The following is a 16,711-nucleotide window of genomic DNA, read 5'->3' on the forward strand; positions in this document are numbered from 1 at the left end:
TTTAGTGCAAGTATGATTTATGACTATAGTTTCTCAGCATGTAATTGCTGAAATAAAGTCAACTTTTGTTGATGCTGAGTATGAGTCACATGATTAATTAGATAATAATACACGTTTCTTGCACTGATAAAATCTGCTTGTTGTAATGAGGGAATCAATGCTTGAATCAGCTGTGGACTCTGATTATTTTGCTTCTGCAATAGCTGCAGAAAGCTATGTAAAGATTGTGGGTCTTGCCAAGCGGATATTTGTTTCGCTAATGCTAATATTAACGTGCTATTTAGTTTAATTATTTCCTCTGATTCTAGTAGAGATTGCAATATTCTCAATCTGAGAGAGTGACTGCCATATAAAGTGAGTTCTGTAACCATTTTCTGGTACTGCGGCATTGCTAAATTCTTGGAGAACGCGATGATGTCATTTTCAAAACCTGACTGGTTTGTTAAAGCAAATTCAGTGACTGCTGCGATTGTTTTGTTATCTTGATATTGCTGGTAGGCTAGCTGTGAAATGGCAAATTGCTGTAACTCATTTTTTTCATGTTTGAGTAAGTTCAGCAGTTCCAACTGGTTAAGTTCACTGCCTGTAATATTGGCGACAATGCTGACTAGTTCACCTTGAGCAAAATGCCAAAGTGTATAACAAGTCCAAATTGCCCCTTCAATATAATCTTGTTTGTTAATGGCTACAGTAGCGCCTGTAACAGCATCTGCGCCGACAGTAGGCGCTGACCCGCTACTTGTCTTATTGATCAGTTCACTGGCTTTTAAATCTGCTAAGCCTGATTGCTTATTCGATAAGATACTTGTTAACTTTACGTAATCTTGCGGCTCAAAATCCTGTGCTTGGCCTTTTTCCAGTTTGAGGTTATCGGCCATAGTGTAATGGGTGAATTGACCTATTGCATCCCAATGTAAAGTCACAAGATCTGTCTTGCAAAGATCTTCGCCGCAAAAAACGGATATGACATTCATCGAATAGTTACGAGTTAACTCTTCTGGTAAGCCTGAAAAGCTTTTGCTCAAATCTGAGCTGCGAATTGATTCTGATGAGACATATAATATGTTACTTTCCGCTACGCTCGTTTTGCTACCTGGGTGAGTAAAGTTTACCGAAATACTGATTAACGGCTCAGGTTTACTACAAGCCGTTAAAAATATAGTTAACAATAAAATAGATACTCGCCTTAAAATAGACATTAGCTATAAGCTCTTATTTCAAAAAGTTTTACTGTTGGTTTACCGTATGTTGATAGTATCTCTAGTTTTAACGCTGTAGCATTAACGGATGGGAAGTTGACTTTAATTAAGCGTGTTCGATTTTGTTTAATGCTAGCAACATCAATCCATTGACCTTTAACTCTAGCTTGAAGCTTTAAATCTTTAACCATTTCATCAGGCACGCTATTACTAAAGTATTGGTCATTCTTGGAATCTTTACGCATCATGATATTGCGTTTCACATTGGTGTCACATTTTATTTCAACTGTTGATATACCAACAGGCTTAGGCCATTCCAATTGTATATTGGCTGGCAAATGTCGAGATTGCCAGTGATTGATTTTATTGTCTATATCTCGTGAAATGCCATTTAATAGGAGACTGATATCTCCAGACAAGGTACTTGAAGCAAATAAAGTACTTTTACGTGCTAGATCATTCGGTGCTTTTGCTGGCCTTTTCGGAATAAAGACATCATCACGTAATAATTGCTCTTGTAATTCATTGATATGACTCTTCCCTAACTGCCTTGGGCTTACGTTCAACTTTTGACATAAATTTGCAGCGGTACCCACAGCTTGGCCCATAAGGGCACAAGTTGCCATGATACGAGAAGAGGCAAGTGCGATATGAGTTTGACTGATGTTTCTTCCTGCAAATAATAAGTTAGTTATTGTTCGTGAATATAAGCTTCTAAAAGGAATTTGGTAGACTTCATCAAAGTGAGCATGAAAGATAGTAGGTGCCATGTGGATGTTATCCATACCTCCTGGATTGTGCTCATCAATTCCCCAACCGCCAAATGCAACAGCATCCTCAAAGTGTCGTAGTTCAATTAAGTCTCGTTCATTATGTATATAGTCTCCTATAAAGCGCCGAGATTCACGCCTTGATGGCAATGAACCCACCCAATCTAGAGCGAGGTTTGCTGATTCAGGGAATTGACCAGAATTTTTAATATGATCCCAAACACCATGAAGGTAACCCATTAATTTGTGTCGATTAATCTCTTGCTCACCAACAATGTCATATTCACTACCGACTTCAACCCACCAAATACCTTCATCGTAAGCTGCAAATTTTCGGCGCTTATGGGCATTTTTAGCATCAAATTTGATCGCCCATGAAGGCGCGGTGTAGGGGGTTTCACGGCCCATGTCTTTCGCAGACATTAGTAATGATGCGCCCATTTGCCACCCATCTGCAACATCTGGGGCAAATTGTTCATTAAACTCAGATTTTCCTTCACGTCCAGTTCGATATTCTGCGCCAGCAGTAGCGGCCATAAGTCCATCGCCTGAGCAGTCGATAAAATATTGTGCGCTAATTAAATATTCAGTTTCCGTTGTGAGTTGCCAGCATCGAACCTGCTGAATTTGGTTATCCTTGACGATACTTGCTATAGCTTGGGTGTTTAACATCAATTCAATGTTAGGTTCTCGTATGACAAAGTCATACAAAACATGGTCCCAAACAGGAAATGATTCTTGTGGGTTTTCGAAACGATTATGCAATAATATTTCTTCAATGATACCAGTTTCACGCTCTGCAAGGCCTGAGTTTAAACGGTTGACGCCATTTAAGTGCACACGCATTTCACTTGAAGCATTGCCCCCTAAAACAGGCCTATCTTGTACCAGTACCACCTTAGAGCCTAATCTTGCTGCAGAGACGGCTGCACATATACCAGCGGCGCCACCGCCGATGACAACAATATCAGCACTAAGGCTGACATTTCGACTGGGCCGATTTAAATCTGTATTGTTATTCGTACCTAAGTTTAGCCATTTGTCTTTAGTGCGGTCTTGTTGATTGAATTGACTTTTGGACCCATCGGAGAGTGGTGTATTTGTATTTGAGTTTTTATTTTTATCAGCAGAGCCGATACCAATAGCCATTTGGCTAGCACTTGCTGGAAATACAGATGCTAGAGCTGCAGCTTTAAAAAAGCTTCTTCTTTTCATGTTTTAGTTCTTCCTTGTTAACAATTGAATTCAAAATCACTCAGTGAAACCAGCTAGTTAAAGGTGTAATACAATAGAAGCGATTATCTAGGCTGTTTAATGATCTTTATTAATAGTATCTACTGAATTGATGCGTCCCTTATTTTGTTCAATAGATGAGACAGAGCTATTCGGCCAGGTTTCCTTCAATTGAGCCAACAGAGCTGTTGTTATATCTGGTTTTAACTCTGCAATATTGACTGTTTCATGAGGGTCTTGATGATGATCAAACACTTCTACAAAAAGTGGACTCAGCTGCGGATCTCTGTGGTCTTTCCAAGCGATAATGCGATATTGAGAGGTACGCATGGCATACCCCATAAGGAATTGCTCAAAAAGCTCTCTATTCCACTCATTTATTTTAGTAGCATGTTGGTTGTGTTTGAATTGATGCTGAATTTGAGTTTCTACTTGTTGTAATAATGGTCCGAAATAGGTTTCTCGCATGCCTTTTCGTAAAGGGTATGCTCCCCATTCACGTAGTGCAGGTGTTGGAAATTGGCTGAAAGCGGCTTGTTTCCAAATTTGATTAGGGTTTTCCAGTAAAGGCACCATACTTTTTCCTTGGGTGATAACGGGGGCTGAAAAACCTGCAAGCTCTGTTAATGTTGGATAAAGATCCACTAATTCAACTAATGCTTGTGAAGTGACTGATTTCGGATTTTTTCTGGTCTCAGGGGTAGATATTATTAACGGAACACGCGTTGCTGTTTCATAGTTACTGGCCTTACCCCAAATTCCCATTTCACCTATGTGATATCCATGATCGCTCCACAAGACAATTATGGTGTTTTGCATGATGTTTTGAGATTCTAAAGCTCTAATTAGCTTACCTATTTGTGCATCAACGTAACTCACCGATGCAAGGTAAGCATGTTTCAGTTCAATAGCTAATGTGTCATTAATAGGACCTTTTTTGGGGATGTTAGAAAAAGTTCTTAGCTCAAAGGAAGAGTGCAGTCCTACGCTAGCGCCATTCTTCGGAGGCGCTCTTAGCGTAGTTAATTCAATATCATGATTTTGATATAAGTCCCAATATTTTTGTGGAGCAACCCATGGAAGGTGTGGTTTATTCAAACCAAAGCCGAAAAAAAATGGTTTATGTGATTGTTCTGTTAATTCTTGAATAGTCAAAATAGCTAACTGAGCATTGTAACCGTCTTTATATGCGGTATCCGCAACTTTTGCCTTTTCAAATGCTGGTCCACTTCCAAGCCCAAACTTGGCTTGCTCGCCATAACGCAGTTTCATAATTTTTTTATTGGCTATTTGCTGCTGTTGGTTAATGCTCAATGCGTAGCGTCTAGGTTTTGCTATTTGATTTGGAATGGTTTGAACCGCAGGCCAATTCCAAGAAAGTTTGTCATCTTTATCACCATGATGAAAAATTTTACCAACGTAACTTGTATTATATCCGTGGGCACTAAAGTGCTGGGGCAAAGTAATGATATCAGGATATTTATCACGAAATTTAATGTAGTTATGAATTACCCCTGTGGTATCAGGGCGCGTTCCTGTTAGTACACTTGCTCTTGAAGGACCGCATATTGCTTGCTGTGCATATGCTTGAGTAAATCGGACTCCTCCCTTTGCTATTGCATCAATGTTTGGAGTAATTGCGCCTGATCCCGCTTTCAAATCATCAATTGCGATGAATACAACATTAGGTTGGCTAAGATCGCTCTTATTTAAACCTGTAGGTTTAATACTAGAATCGAAGGTATTTGCTACAACAACAGAGGATAAACAACAGCACCCCCAAAGTATCGATATCACGACTTTGAGATTTATTTTTGTATATATAGCCACTTGGAGACCTTTCATTTATCCAATCACTTAAACATTGCATCTAAATAAACATATGATGTTATGTTATTTTTAAATTGGTCATTTTGTCAACTATCTCAGATGTTATTTGTCTATTTATTGCTAGGTCATGTTTATGCTCCTCAATGAAATAAGTGATTGAGGGAAGTTACAGGGTTTGGATTTTCGGTATGTACTTGAAGGTTATTATCAATCAATGCTGAGTTTAAATTGTTCAGTCCGTCTATCTAATAGTTGGGATAATGTCTGCTTTGTTGGTCGTAGATTAATTCGATTCGACGTTCGTTCAGCACTTAATTTTTTCATTATTTAGGTTTGTTGTTGCAGTCGGACTTGATGCTGTTAAGCAATCATTGTGCTGCTTACATGTTTTAAATGAGGTTTTGTTGGTTTCTTGTTTGCAAAAGTTGGCTTCTTGTTTGCGAAAGTGGTTTTTTGATTGGGTTTTGAGTTAATAGTGTGTTTTTGTTTTGCGTATCAAGCTGAATCTTGCATAGGAATCATTATAAACAATTGATATTGGGATCGTGATCCCGATGTGAAATATTCTTCATGGTAGACTCCTGCGCCATTCAAGATGAGATTAATTCCTATTAAGCTTTAATTAAGGTTCGCGATGATGAAGCAGCTTTCAATCAAATTAATTAGCGCCGCCGTAGCCGCAGCGCTTGCGCCACAAGTAATGGCAGAGTCACAGGTTGTATCACAAGAAGAGATTAAACAATCTATCTCAAACTTCCATGAAGTGATTGTTATTTCGGGTTCACGTATTGAGCAAACGCTTGATCAAGTTGCGGGCTCTGTCGTTGTGATTGATGAAGAAGCCATTGCACGTAACATGAGCACTGATTTTTCAACGTTATTCAGAAATGAAGCGGCAGTTGATGTTAAAGGCGGCGCTGGTAAACCAAGCTCGGTGACAATCCGTGGTATTGGTGGTAACCGTGTGATGATGGTGAAAGATGGTGTTCGCGTTAACAACCAATATGCTTCACCATTAGGCCCAGGTGCTGAAGGTACTGGCCGTGGTTTAACTGAAGTTGAAGGCTTAAAACAAGTTGAAGTGTTAAAGGCTGCTGCATCGACCATGTATGGTTCAGACGCGCTTGGCGGTGTATTAGTGATGACATCTAAAGATGCTGATGACTATTTACGTGGTGAAGACTATTACTTCTCAGCGAATGCTGGCTATACCGGCATGAATGATGAGTACAGCGCTGGATTTACCAGTGCTTTTAGTGCAGGTAACTTTGACAACTTAGTTTCATACCAACGCCGTGAAGGTGAAGAGCAGCAAAACTATGCCGAAACATTGCCTGATAGTGACTTGATCACAGATAGCCTTTTACTTAAAAGTAAGTATCACTTTAATGATGACACTAACCTGCAGTTAACAGTCGATTACATGAACCAGCAGTTAGACCGCTGGGAAAATAATCTAGATAAAGCAAGTTCGATTGATTACGACCGTCAAACTCAGTCTTTAAACACGTCATTGCGTCTTCGTTCTACTAAAGACCGTGTAATCCATGACAATGTAGATTTTGTACTTTATTACGGTAAAACAGACCAAAGTGAAAAGCGTGATTATTATGATGGTGCGCTGAATGGCCCACGTGATATTACCCAGCACAGAGATTACCAATTTGACGAATATCGTGTTGGTTTTGCCAGTACCTTCAGCAAATCATTATCGCTAACGGGTCACGATCACAATATCATTTACGGTGTTGATGTTGAGCAATCAGAAATGAGTCGTCCACGTGATTATCAAGTTAAAGATGATAATGGTAATTGGTCGCCTTCTGAAACAGACACTTTCTCATTCGCTGATACTAAAAGCCTTCGAGTTGGTGCGTTCATTCAAGATGACATCACTTTTTATGATGGCAAGTTAAATGCGATTTTAGGCCTGCGTTATGACTACTTTAAAAACACGCCAGATCAAAACCAAGCTGAAGAAGCGGGTCGAGATCCTGCTGATTTCGAAGAAATGAGCGATGGTTTTTGGTCGCCAAAGCTAGGCCTTGTGTACCACATGACGCCAAACGTTAATGTGTATGCTCAGTACGCTTATGGCTACAAAATGCCAACACCTGATCAAAAATGGGGTGAACTAGAAATTAAAGATGGCAGCATGCCATTAGTAAAAATCCTTGCTAATTATGATTTAGAGTCTGAATCAAGCCACACCATTGAGCTCGGGGTTCGTGGTCACCATGGCGATACACGTTACGAATTCACCACATTCTACACCCAAGCCAATGATTATATTGAGTGGGAAAATGCTGGGTTTAAAGTTTGGCCAGAACCCACACTCGAATATAGATACGTTAATTTGGATGAAGTTAAACTATATGGCGCTGAAGCATCATTTAGTCAATGGATTACTGATGAAATTGAAGTGTGGGGTAACATTGCTTATACCCACGGCGAAGATCAAAACGGTGACTATTTAAATTCAGTCAGTCCGCTTAAAGGTAACGTTGGGTTAAATTACTATACATACCTTGCAAATAAAGAAATGGACTTTGGCTTAACAGTGCGTTTTGCTGACAATATGGATCGTACTACTGATTTAAATATTTTCGAACCTATACCTGGCATGCCTGATATGGGTTTCAACGAAGTTTATAATACTGCTGGTTACGCGGTACTAGATATAACAGCTAACATGGTACTTAGTGATAACTGGACATTACGTTCTGGTGTATTTAACGTATTTGATACTGAATACATTGATTATGCCGATGTGGCTGGTCAGTCAAAGTTCTTGATGGACAATATGGGGTCACCAGAAGACAGCTTTACCCAAGTTGGTCGTTATTTCAGTGTGAAAGTGAACTACACCTTCTAAAGCGTAGAATTATTGCGGTTTATTGATTGAAAAAAGCCTTAAACTCTTACTGAGTTTAAGGCTTTTTGCTTAATTAGATTAGGCTTTTTGAATCAAATGCTTGTTATTGTTTTATTCCAATCCTTGTTAATGTTAATCAAGGTAACTGCTCAAATCACTACCAACTGGAATAACGACTTCTTGTTGTTTGCCGTGAAATAAGTATGCCTCTTTATCACCCACAAGCGTTAAGGTATCACCACGGCGCCAAAGGGCTGTGCCTTCCTGAATGCCAATCACTGGGGTAATCGGGTCAACCAGAGTGAACTCGAGTAAACGCTGCGCGCGCGTTTCACCATTATGACCAGGGGCTTGGTAATTAGTGTAATGAGGGTTTAATTGGAACGGCAATAACTTGAGCCCAGTAAAAGATGCTGGTTCAACAATCGGCATATCATTAGTAGTGCGAATACTTAAGCCGGTAATGTTAGATCCTGCGCTCCAACCAATATAAGGTTTACCATTTGAGACTTGCTCATTGATTAAATGGATAAGGTCGTAGCGGTATAGCTCGTTTAATAATTGGAAAGTATTACCACCACCAACTAAAATACCATCAGCATCTTTTATGGCTTGTTTAGGATCGCTGTATTGATGAATGCTGCTCACATTAATATTAAGTGGAGCTAAGCCTTCTGTGACCATACTAAGGTATTGATCGTAATTAACACTCACGCCGGCATAGGGAATAAAGACCCATTTTTTAGCATGGGTTGTCAAAGGTTTGATGTACTCAATAGCATGGGCTAAATAATCGGTATTGCCTTCACAAGAGCTGCTTAACATCAATGCATTCATAGCCATGTAAAAATCCTTAACTGGTTAATTATTAACTTTTTATTCTTGTATATATCGATATTAACAAAGATTAATCGCTTTCCATAACTTAACTAATGACTTAGGTGTAAATTTTAAGATTAGATTAATGCTAGCTACCTAGACTCTGCGGCAAACAAGCGACACATTCAGGTTAGGTAAGGTTTGCTGTGATATTTTTCTATATCGTCGTTAATTAATTTTCAATTTTTAACTTCCTGCCCTTGAAAAACGATTTTTAGGACATATTATGTCATTAAGTGTTCCTCAATTGTTTGAATAAGAAATTCGAAAGAGTGTAAACAGTACCGCGATTAACGCGAACTGATTGGTTCAAGCTATTTAAGTGTAAAGTGGCATTTGTGCCAGATAGGAGTTGTAATGTTACGTATTATGTTATTGATTGGAACTAACTTAGCAATCTTGCTAGTGGCTTCAATTGTTATGTCTCTACTTGGTGTCAGTACTTCAAGTATGAGCGGTTTATTAATTTTTGCTGCGATGTTCGGTTTTGGCGGCGCATTCATCAGTTTAGCTATTTCAAAATGGATGGCTAAAAAGACCATGGGTTGTGAAGTCATTACTTCGCCACGTGATAACACTGAGCGCTGGTTAGTTGAAACTGTTGCTCGCCAAGCAGAGCAAGCTGGCATAAAAATGCCTGAAGTGGCGATTTACCAGTCACAGGAAATGAATGCTTTTGCTACTGGCCCGAGTAAAGACAATGCATTAGTCGCGGTAAGTTCAGGCTTACTTTACGGTATGTCTCAAGATGAGATCGAAGGTGTACTTGCTCATGAAGTTAGCCACGTAGCTAACGGTGACATGGTGACACTGACGCTAATTCAAGGTGTTGTGAACACGTTTGTTATTTTTGCTGCCCGTGTGGTTGCTGGCATTGTGAATAACGTTGTTGCTAATAACAGTGAAGATGGTGAAGGCCTAGGCATGTTTGCTTATATGGCCGTTGTATTCGTCATGGACATGTTATTTGGTATTTTAGCATCAATGATCGTGGCTTACTTCTCACGTATTCGTGAATTTAAGGCAGATGAAGGCGCTGCAAAACTAGCTGGTAAGCATAAAATGATTGCTGCATTAGAGCGTTTAAAAACAGGCCCAGAAGCAGGCGCTATGCCAGCACAAATGTCAGCCTTAGGTATTAATGGTAAACGTTCAATGGCTGAGTTCCTAATGAGCCATCCGCCATTAGATAAGCGTATTAGCGCGCTTAAAAACAGTTAATATCTTAATATATCTAAAAAAAGGAGCCTGAAGGCTCCTTTTTTATTGCTTTCAATTTGCGCTTGAACGAGTAGAATAATGACCACTTTAATCTTGCGGATACATAAAGTAACGCATATTAAAGGGTTGAGCTGGTTGTTAGGTTTAAGTGGTTGCGGTTGCTGTTGCTAAATCAACCAGTGTTAGCTAAGTTTATAATGAGCAAATAAATGTCGTGCTGATAACCGATATCGAAAAAGTGACTTGATGATTACTTTCTCGATTATCACAAATGGAGGGTACTATAGTGAGCAATAAAATTCTTGTCGCATTGTTTGCAGCAGCTCTTGCTGTATTAACATTGTCATCGAATGCTTTTGCTGCTGATGAAAATCTAGCAGATTTCCACGCCGAAATGGGTGGATGTGAAAGCTGTCATGCTGACGGCGAACCATCAGCTGATGGTGAGTATGAGTTTGAACAATGCCAAAGCTGTCACGGAACACTTGCTGAAATGGATGATAATCACGCACCACATGATGGAATGTTAATGTGTGCCGATTGTCACGCACCTCATGACATGAATGTTGGTGATGTGCCAACATGTGACAGTTGTCATGATGATGGACGTTCTGCTCAGTAAATGAGATGAATCGACTGCTATTTTACATCGGCAACGCATATTGCTTATATAAGAGCGCTTGTACAGAACGATGCGAGATAGTGTAAAAAACGCCACAGATGTTGGCGTTTTTTTATGCCTATTAATCTTAAGCTGGTTATTGTGATGAGGTTTTTTGCTCTAGATATGACTAATGCTATGAATTTGACTACCCCTAAAGAGGTATTTAAACTCATTTGTTTTCAATAGCTTGCGCAGGTTTGGTGCAAAATAATGCACTTGAGTTGCACACTTCTCGGTACTTCCTAGATTTCATTTTGTTAAACCACTGTTAAATCATAACCTTAGTAATTGGCACAACTTTTGCGATGTTATTGACATAAAATTTTGTCAGTAAAGGGAAGTTGCATGTCTAATATCCAATCGAGTTGTGCTTATTGTGGAGTAGGCTGTGGCGTTACTGTTTCTTTAAATTCAGGCTCGCATAAAATGGGTTTACCTGCTGCTGAGGCGCAAAAATCTGTTGATGAACTATTTGGCGATCAAGCTCACCCTGCCAATAAAGGTCAGCTTTGCGCTAAAGGCGAACGCCTTCTTGAAAGCTTGGTTCAACCTAATACCTTACGTTACCCAAAACTTAAATCGGGTAAACCGACTTCCTGGGATTCAGCGTTAAGCACAATTGCTGAAACATTTACACAAACCATTGCTGAGCACGGACCTGGTTCGGTCGCATTTTATTTGTCAGGACAACTACTCACTGAAGATTATTATGTTGCCAATAAACTCGCTAAAGGATTTATTGGAACTGCAAACGTGGATACTAACTCCCGTTTATGTATGTCTTCTGCAGTGAGTGGCCACATGCGTGCATTTGGCGAAGATGTTGTGCCAGGGTGTTATGAAGATTTTGAGTTAGCCGATGTGATTGTGTTAGTTGGCGCTAATAGTGCGTGGACTCATCCTGTATTATTTCAACGCATGATAAAAGCCCGCGAACAGCGGGGCACTAAAATTGTGGTTATCGATCCCGCGAAAACAGCCACCTCTAGTCAAGCTGATTTACATCTTCAAATTACGCCAGGTGTAGACTGCAAATTGTTCAATGGTTTATTGCAATTTATCGCGGATAACGATGCGACAGATTCAAATTATGTCGAAGCCCACACACAAGGGTTTGATGAGCTTCTTGCGCACTTGTCAAAAGACAAACTCAGTTATGACATTGACAACCTCGCTACAGAGTTAGGCCTTACAAGTAGTGAGCTTATTTATTTTTACCAACTCTTTATTGGTAACGATAAAGTGATGACAGCGAGCTGTCAGGGAGTTAACCAAACACTTTCAGGAACAGATACCACCAATGCGATGATTAACTGTCATTTGGCATTGGGTCATATTGGCCAGCCTGGTAGTGGTTTCTTTTCACTCACAGGTCAACCTAATGCAATGGGCGGACGTGAGGTTGGCGGGTTAGCCACACAACTTGCTTGTCATATGGGCTTTTCAGCTCCAGAACGTGAATTACTCGCAGACTTTTGGCAGGTAAATAATACCAAAAGTGTGATTGCAACAGAAAAGGGCTTAACCGCTGTTGAGCTTTTTGATGCGATGGCAGAGGGTAAAATTAAAGCGGTATGGGTTATGGGAACAAACCCATTAGTATCTTTACCTAATACTGCAAAAATCAAACAAGCTTTTGATACTTGTCCTTTTGTGGTGGTATCTGACATTACGCAAGATGCAGCAACGGCTAAGGAAGCTGATATTTTACTTCCTGCGTTAGGTTGGTCAGAAAAATGTGGCACAGTCACCAATAGTGAACGAACGATTACTCGTCAGCGCGGCTTTATTCCAGCTAAAGGAGAAGCCAAAGCAGATTGGTGGGCATTGGCTGAAGTCGGTAAATTAATGGGTTTTGAAAGCGCATTTGAATTTAGCAATAGTGCTGCTGTATTTAAAGAATTTTCGCAATTATCAAAAACAGTCAAAGCTCGCTTTCCTGAAAAACAATTTGATTTAACTGGCATGAGCGAATTAACCGATGCGCAGTATGATGCATTATTGCCAACCCAATGGCCTATATCAACGCCATCACAGCTTGGGCAATCCAATCAAAGGGTCTTTCAAACTGGGACGTTTTCAACCGCCAGCAATAAAGCACAATTTATCGCTACCAATGACAATCAATCTACAGAAATTGTCAGTAAACATCAGGTTAAACTGAATAGTGGTCGTAGCCGTGACCAATGGCATACCATGACTCGTACGGGGCATATAGCCAGTTTACGCGCCAGCATTCCTGAGCCATTTATTGCAATACATCCACTTAAGCTTCAAGAGCTTAACTTATCTGAAGGTGACTTAATCAGTTTTAATGACAGCAATAAACATGCTTCAGCAAGGGTAGTAGCTGATGATAACCAAGCACCTGAAATCGCCTTTATGCCAATGCATTGGTCTTCACAGTTTTCAATTGGCCTAGGCGTGAATCAAGCATTATCCAGTGCTTACGATCCTGTTTCAAAGCAACCCGCATTTAAATGTCAAACCGTCTCTATATCAAAAGTTGAAACAGCTTTACAGGGGGTTATTTTTGGTAAGCATGACCCAGCGTTTAAAGGTGCATGTTGGAATGTTCAGCATACGCTTTCAACTGGGGAGTGTTACCACATTGCGTTTGCTGATGCAGAACAAGGTTTTGCATTCCAATCAACTGCGTATTCACTAAAGTGGACGGTTAGCTTAATTAGCCAGCAACTTATTCATGTTCAATTCAACATCAATAAAGGCCTGCTGGTATCACTTAAATTATTAAGTGAAACTCAAGTTGAGGTGGCATTAGAACCCATGCATTTGTTAATTGGCAAAGAAGTCGATACAGGATTAATGCAGCAGTTACATCAGTTAATTAAAGCAGGTAACAGTCCATTAATTTGCGCTTGTACAGGCGTAACTGAAGCAAAGATTCAAGATGCAATGCTGCAAAAGCTCGACAATATGGTGTTCAGTAAACGCAGCTCAGAAGCTAATGCAACGATTAACCAAGATGATTTTGATACGGCGCTTAATGAGACTCAATCTGCACTTGGCTGCGGTAAGCAGTGCGGAAGTTGTCACAGTGAAGTTGTGCAATGTGCCAGTGATATTTGGTTGATTGGCCTTGAAGATATGGGTTTAGAAACTGCAGCGCTGAGCAATCAAGATACTGACGGCAAACAAAAGCAACGTAAATCAACACAAGAGGAGGTGGCGTGATGAGCCATTCATTTAATCAGTTAGTGAATTTTAACCAAGCTATCACTTCTGTTAACGAATCGAGTGCTAACACCTTAGGCGCTGGCGAAGTCGAAATTGTAGGCGCAGGCTGTGGACAGTTAGATCTCATGACCATTAAAGCCGCGCGTATTGTATCGCAAGCTGAAGCTTTGGTTTATGACAGCTTAGTCAGTAGCGATATCCTTTCTTTAGTGTCACCAGATTGCCAACGTCACTTTGTTGGAAAGCGTTGTGGCCAACCTAGCTACAAGCAGGATGATATTAATGCCTTACTTGCAAAACTTGCGCTGCAAGGATTAAAAGTTGTGCGTTTAAAAGGTGGCGACCCACACATTTTTGGCCGCGGCGCTGAAGAGTCGTTATATCTTGCTAAAAAAAGCATTGTCAGTCGATTCACTCCAGGGGTGACAGCGGCTTTAGGTTGCGCATCAACAACTGGCATACCATTAACCTATCGAGGTACTGCACGCTCGGTTACTTTGGTGACAGGAACTCGCTTTATCAGTGAAGGCAATCATCAAGCCCCCACACAATGGAAAGCATTACTTGCTGCGGAATCGACCCTCGTATTTTATATGGGAAAAGAGCAAGCTACTGCAATTTCGCAAGGCTTAATGGCCGTCGATGCACCAGCTGAATTACCCGTTGCATTTGTTACCAATGGTGGCAGACCTAATCAGTTAGTCACGTTTGCAACCGTGAGCAATATGGCTGACAAAGCCAGTTTAATTAAAGACAGTGGCCCGACGTTAATTATTATTGGTGAAGTGGTTGCAGTAGGGCAAGAGCTGACTGAATTACTTAATAATATTGATCGCAGTGCAGATGCATTTGGCCGATATGACATGGCAGAGGTTGTTAATGGTTGAACAACACACACAGGCAATGCTCGAATCTGAAGATTTTGACCATCGTAAATTAGTTAAAACATTGGGTAAAGGCATCAAAGGTAGTCGCAGCTTAAATTTTGCTGAAGCTTCTCATCTGATAACCGCATTTGCTAAAGGCGATGTTTCAAGCAGTCAAATGGCTGCAGCGATGATGTTAATGCGGGTTCGTGGTGAATCAATCGAAGAATTAGCGGGTGTCGCTGCCGGACTTAAAAAGTTAGTACCCGCAGAATGGCAATCGATTAAGGCCGATATTGACTGGCCCGTTTATGCAGGTAAGAGAGAGCAATTACCTTGGTTATTGTTAGCGGCTAAAACCTTAGCCAAAAATGGTCAAACCATTATTTTACACGGTGATAGTCAATCATTGCCTCACCGACGACATGTTGAAGGGTTTATTTCTGCATTAGATATCCCGCGTTGTTTTACCGCCGAACAAGCGAAAGTCAATCTTGCTAGTTCAGGGATCATATACGTTAACTCCGCAGATATTGTTCCGGTATTAAATGATTGTCGCCGTTTGCATCAAGAATTAGGTTTACGCAGCTTGATCCAGATGTCAGTGCGCTGCATCAACCCAACCAATTCGCCGTTCAGTTTACGCAGTTATTTTCATCCAGGTTTAGATAAACAGCACCAACAAGTAGCATCATTATTGGCTGAAAATCACTTGCCTAGCGCAGTAGGTAAACCACCGAGTATTGTTATTTTTAAAGGCTTGCAGGGTGAGACCGAAATAAATCCTCGAGTAGCGACTCAAGTGAGCATGCTTCGTTTTAGTGCTAAAGGTTCAACATTTTTACCTCAAAGCACTCAGTTTGAATTACCCACTCAACTCGAAGCTTTTGTTGGTGCAAAAGTCGGTCAGTCTGATTTACCTGCTTACTTACTTGCACAACTATGGCGCGGATCTGACATTGAAGAAACTGATTTGACTGACTTACAGTTACAGCAAGCAATCAGCAGTATAACTGCAACTATGGCATTGGTTTATGTCTTATTGTCGCCTTCATTAACTATTGATAAATCGATAAAAAGAGCGAACAAAGATTGGCTGCTTCGTAACAATAGTAACTCTTTGAAAAATACATTCAGTCAGCCTGATGAAATGTTTATGTTCTCGTTCAATGCTAATTCAAATTTTTGTGAACAAAGAACATGAAGCAACTGAACTTAACGTTATCAAATTTGTTGTTTAACCAGAAAGTTAGGAGCTAGCCCATGGTTAATTTAGTTTATCGTGATCCATCGTTTAAAAACGAAGATTTGTTTATTGATTGCATGTCTGAACTGAGCAGTGAAGAGCCTTGTATCGAGATGACATCATTGAGTCAATTAGAGCGCCAAGCCTTGAAAGGTAATGGTTTATGTTTGGTTTTTTTCACTGAGGCATTACAACCATTACAGCAAGTATTTATTGAACGATTACTGGCAAGTACTGCGTTGCCGATCATTGTCAATGCATACTCTTGGGATGAAACGCATCTCGAGAATCTACTGAAATGTGGTCGAGTCACTTTTGTGCCAGAAAAAATGACCCCAAAGCGATTAAACTCTTTAGTTGGCCTCGCTAAAATTCGTTTTAACAGTGCCTCTAATATGCTGGAGAAAGTCAAACTGCTTGACGCGCAATGCACTGGATTAAAGCAATTATCTAAAGCAAAGTCACTTTTACAAACACAAGGGCTTTCTGAGTCTCAAGCACATGAATTAATTCAGAAACAGGCAATGAGTAAAAGCATCAGTTTGGCTGACATGGCACAACAAGTCATTATTGCAGCGCAACAACTTGAGGCAAAGAAAATGCATCAATTTGGTGCGAATGCTCCTGCGGTGAACAAAGAAGCGTAAAGTTGTTAACCGGAAGCTTTAATATTTCACATAAAATCAGAAGCTTAAGTTAATTTGTTGATTGGCATAGTCAATGCAGTAGT

At 40.3% G+C, this 16,711-nt stretch carries 11 protein-coding genes; 7 read left to right on the plus strand and 4 right to left on the minus strand.

Translation table 11 applies throughout. The features are described 5' to 3' along the window. Positions 1 to 23: 23 nt before the first annotated feature. From AB4153_RS14115 to AB4153_RS14125, 3 genes are all read right to left on the minus strand, one after another. The gene (locus AB4153_RS14115; protein WP_102476054.1) at positions 24 to 1,199 is read right to left on the minus strand and encodes a hypothetical protein; all 1,176 of its coding nucleotides are present in this window, start codon (positions 1,197 to 1,199) and stop codon (positions 24 to 26) included. Continuing rightward, positions 1,199 to 3,184 carry an FAD-dependent oxidoreductase gene (locus AB4153_RS14120; protein ID WP_303516240.1) on the minus strand — a complete coding sequence of 662 codons (1,986 nt, stop codon included), beginning with the start codon at positions 3,182 to 3,184 and terminating at the stop codon, positions 1,199 to 1,201. Before AB4153_RS14120 ends, AB4153_RS14115 begins: the two co-directional genes overlap by 1 nt. Before the next feature lie 96 nt (positions 3,185 to 3,280). After that, complete coding sequence (locus AB4153_RS14125; protein WP_371997890.1) at positions 3,281 to 5,032, minus strand: sulfatase; 1,752 nt, start codon at positions 5,030 to 5,032, stop codon at positions 3,281 to 3,283. 637 nt (positions 5,033 to 5,669) lie between these two features. On the opposite strand from AB4153_RS14125, the gene AB4153_RS14130 reads away from it, so the two are divergent. After that, entirely contained in the window at positions 5,670 to 7,907 is a 2,238-nt protein-coding gene (locus AB4153_RS14130; protein ID WP_371997892.1) for a TonB-dependent hemoglobin/transferrin/lactoferrin family receptor, read from the plus strand. 132 nt (positions 7,908 to 8,039) lie between these two features. Here AB4153_RS14130 and pepE read toward each other — a convergent pair whose 3' ends face one another. Continuing rightward, positions 8,040 to 8,750 carry a dipeptidase PepE gene (gene pepE, locus AB4153_RS14135; protein ID WP_371997894.1) on the minus strand — a complete coding sequence of 237 codons (711 nt, stop codon included), beginning with the start codon at positions 8,748 to 8,750 and terminating at the stop codon, positions 8,040 to 8,042. Positions 8,751 to 9,143: 393 nt separating this feature from the next. On the opposite strand from pepE, the gene htpX reads away from it, so the two are divergent. The 6 genes from htpX (at position 9,144) to AB4153_RS14165 (ending at position 16,628) form a co-directional block, all read left to right on the plus strand. Further along, positions 9,144 to 10,007 carry a protease HtpX gene (gene htpX, locus AB4153_RS14140; protein WP_102529271.1) on the plus strand — a complete coding sequence of 288 codons (864 nt, stop codon included), beginning with the start codon at positions 9,144 to 9,146 and terminating at the stop codon, positions 10,005 to 10,007. 286 nt (positions 10,008 to 10,293) lie between these two features. Beyond that, positions 10,294 to 10,629, plus strand: coding sequence for a tetraheme c-type cytochrome CctA (gene cctA / locus AB4153_RS14145; RefSeq protein WP_102529272.1), 336 nt, complete (start codon positions 10,294 to 10,296; stop codon positions 10,627 to 10,629). A 387-nt stretch (positions 10,630 to 11,016) separates the two neighbouring features. Further along, complete coding sequence (locus AB4153_RS14150; RefSeq protein ID WP_371997896.1) at positions 11,017 to 13,866, plus strand: molybdopterin-dependent oxidoreductase; 2,850 nt, start codon at positions 11,017 to 11,019, stop codon at positions 13,864 to 13,866. After that, on the plus strand, positions 13,866 to 14,756 hold the full coding sequence (cobA, locus tag AB4153_RS14155) for a uroporphyrinogen-III C-methyltransferase (RefSeq protein WP_229368230.1): 891 nt from the start codon (positions 13,866 to 13,868) through the stop codon (positions 14,754 to 14,756). Before AB4153_RS14150 ends, cobA begins: the two co-directional genes overlap by 1 nt. Next, on the plus strand, positions 14,749 to 15,939 hold the full coding sequence (locus AB4153_RS14160; RefSeq protein WP_371997898.1) for a glycosyl transferase: 1,191 nt from the start codon (positions 14,749 to 14,751) through the stop codon (positions 15,937 to 15,939). Before cobA ends, AB4153_RS14160 begins: the two co-directional genes overlap by 8 nt. Positions 15,940 to 15,998: 59 nt before the next feature. Continuing rightward, positions 15,999 to 16,628, plus strand: a complete 630-nt coding sequence (locus AB4153_RS14165) for an ANTAR domain-containing response regulator (RefSeq protein ID WP_229368224.1) — start codon at positions 15,999 to 16,001, stop codon at positions 16,626 to 16,628. Positions 16,629 to 16,711: the final 83 nt, after the last annotated feature.

It is taken from the genome of Shewanella sp. 10N.286.52.E4, assembly GCF_041468785.1.
In the GTDB taxonomy this organism is placed as follows: domain Bacteria; phylum Pseudomonadota; class Gammaproteobacteria; order Enterobacterales; family Shewanellaceae; genus Shewanella; species Shewanella electrodiphila.

Coding starts and splice junctions, on each gene's coding strand:
- cobA (WP_229368230.1), top strand. CDS start 13,866: ATGAGCCATTCATTTAATCAGTTAGTGAATTTTAACCAAGCTATCACT.
- AB4153_RS14150 (WP_371997896.1), top strand. CDS start 11,017: ATGTCTAATATCCAATCGAGTTGTGCTTATTGTGGAGTAGGCTGTGGC.
- AB4153_RS14120 (WP_303516240.1), bottom strand. CDS start 3,184: ATGAAAAGAAGAAGCTTTTTTAAAGCTGCAGCTCTAGCATCTGTATTT.
- AB4153_RS14165 (WP_229368224.1), top strand. CDS start 15,999: ATGGTTAATTTAGTTTATCGTGATCCATCGTTTAAAAACGAAGATTTG.
- AB4153_RS14130 (WP_371997892.1), top strand. CDS start 5,670: ATGAAGCAGCTTTCAATCAAATTAATTAGCGCCGCCGTAGCCGCAGCG.
- AB4153_RS14160 (WP_371997898.1), top strand. CDS start 14,749: ATGGTTGAACAACACACACAGGCAATGCTCGAATCTGAAGATTTTGAC.
- AB4153_RS14115 (WP_102476054.1), bottom strand. CDS start 1,199: ATGTCTATTTTAAGGCGAGTATCTATTTTATTGTTAACTATATTTTTA.
- htpX (WP_102529271.1), top strand. CDS start 9,144: ATGTTACGTATTATGTTATTGATTGGAACTAACTTAGCAATCTTGCTA.
- pepE (WP_371997894.1), bottom strand. CDS start 8,750: ATGGCTATGAATGCATTGATGTTAAGCAGCTCTTGTGAAGGCAATACC.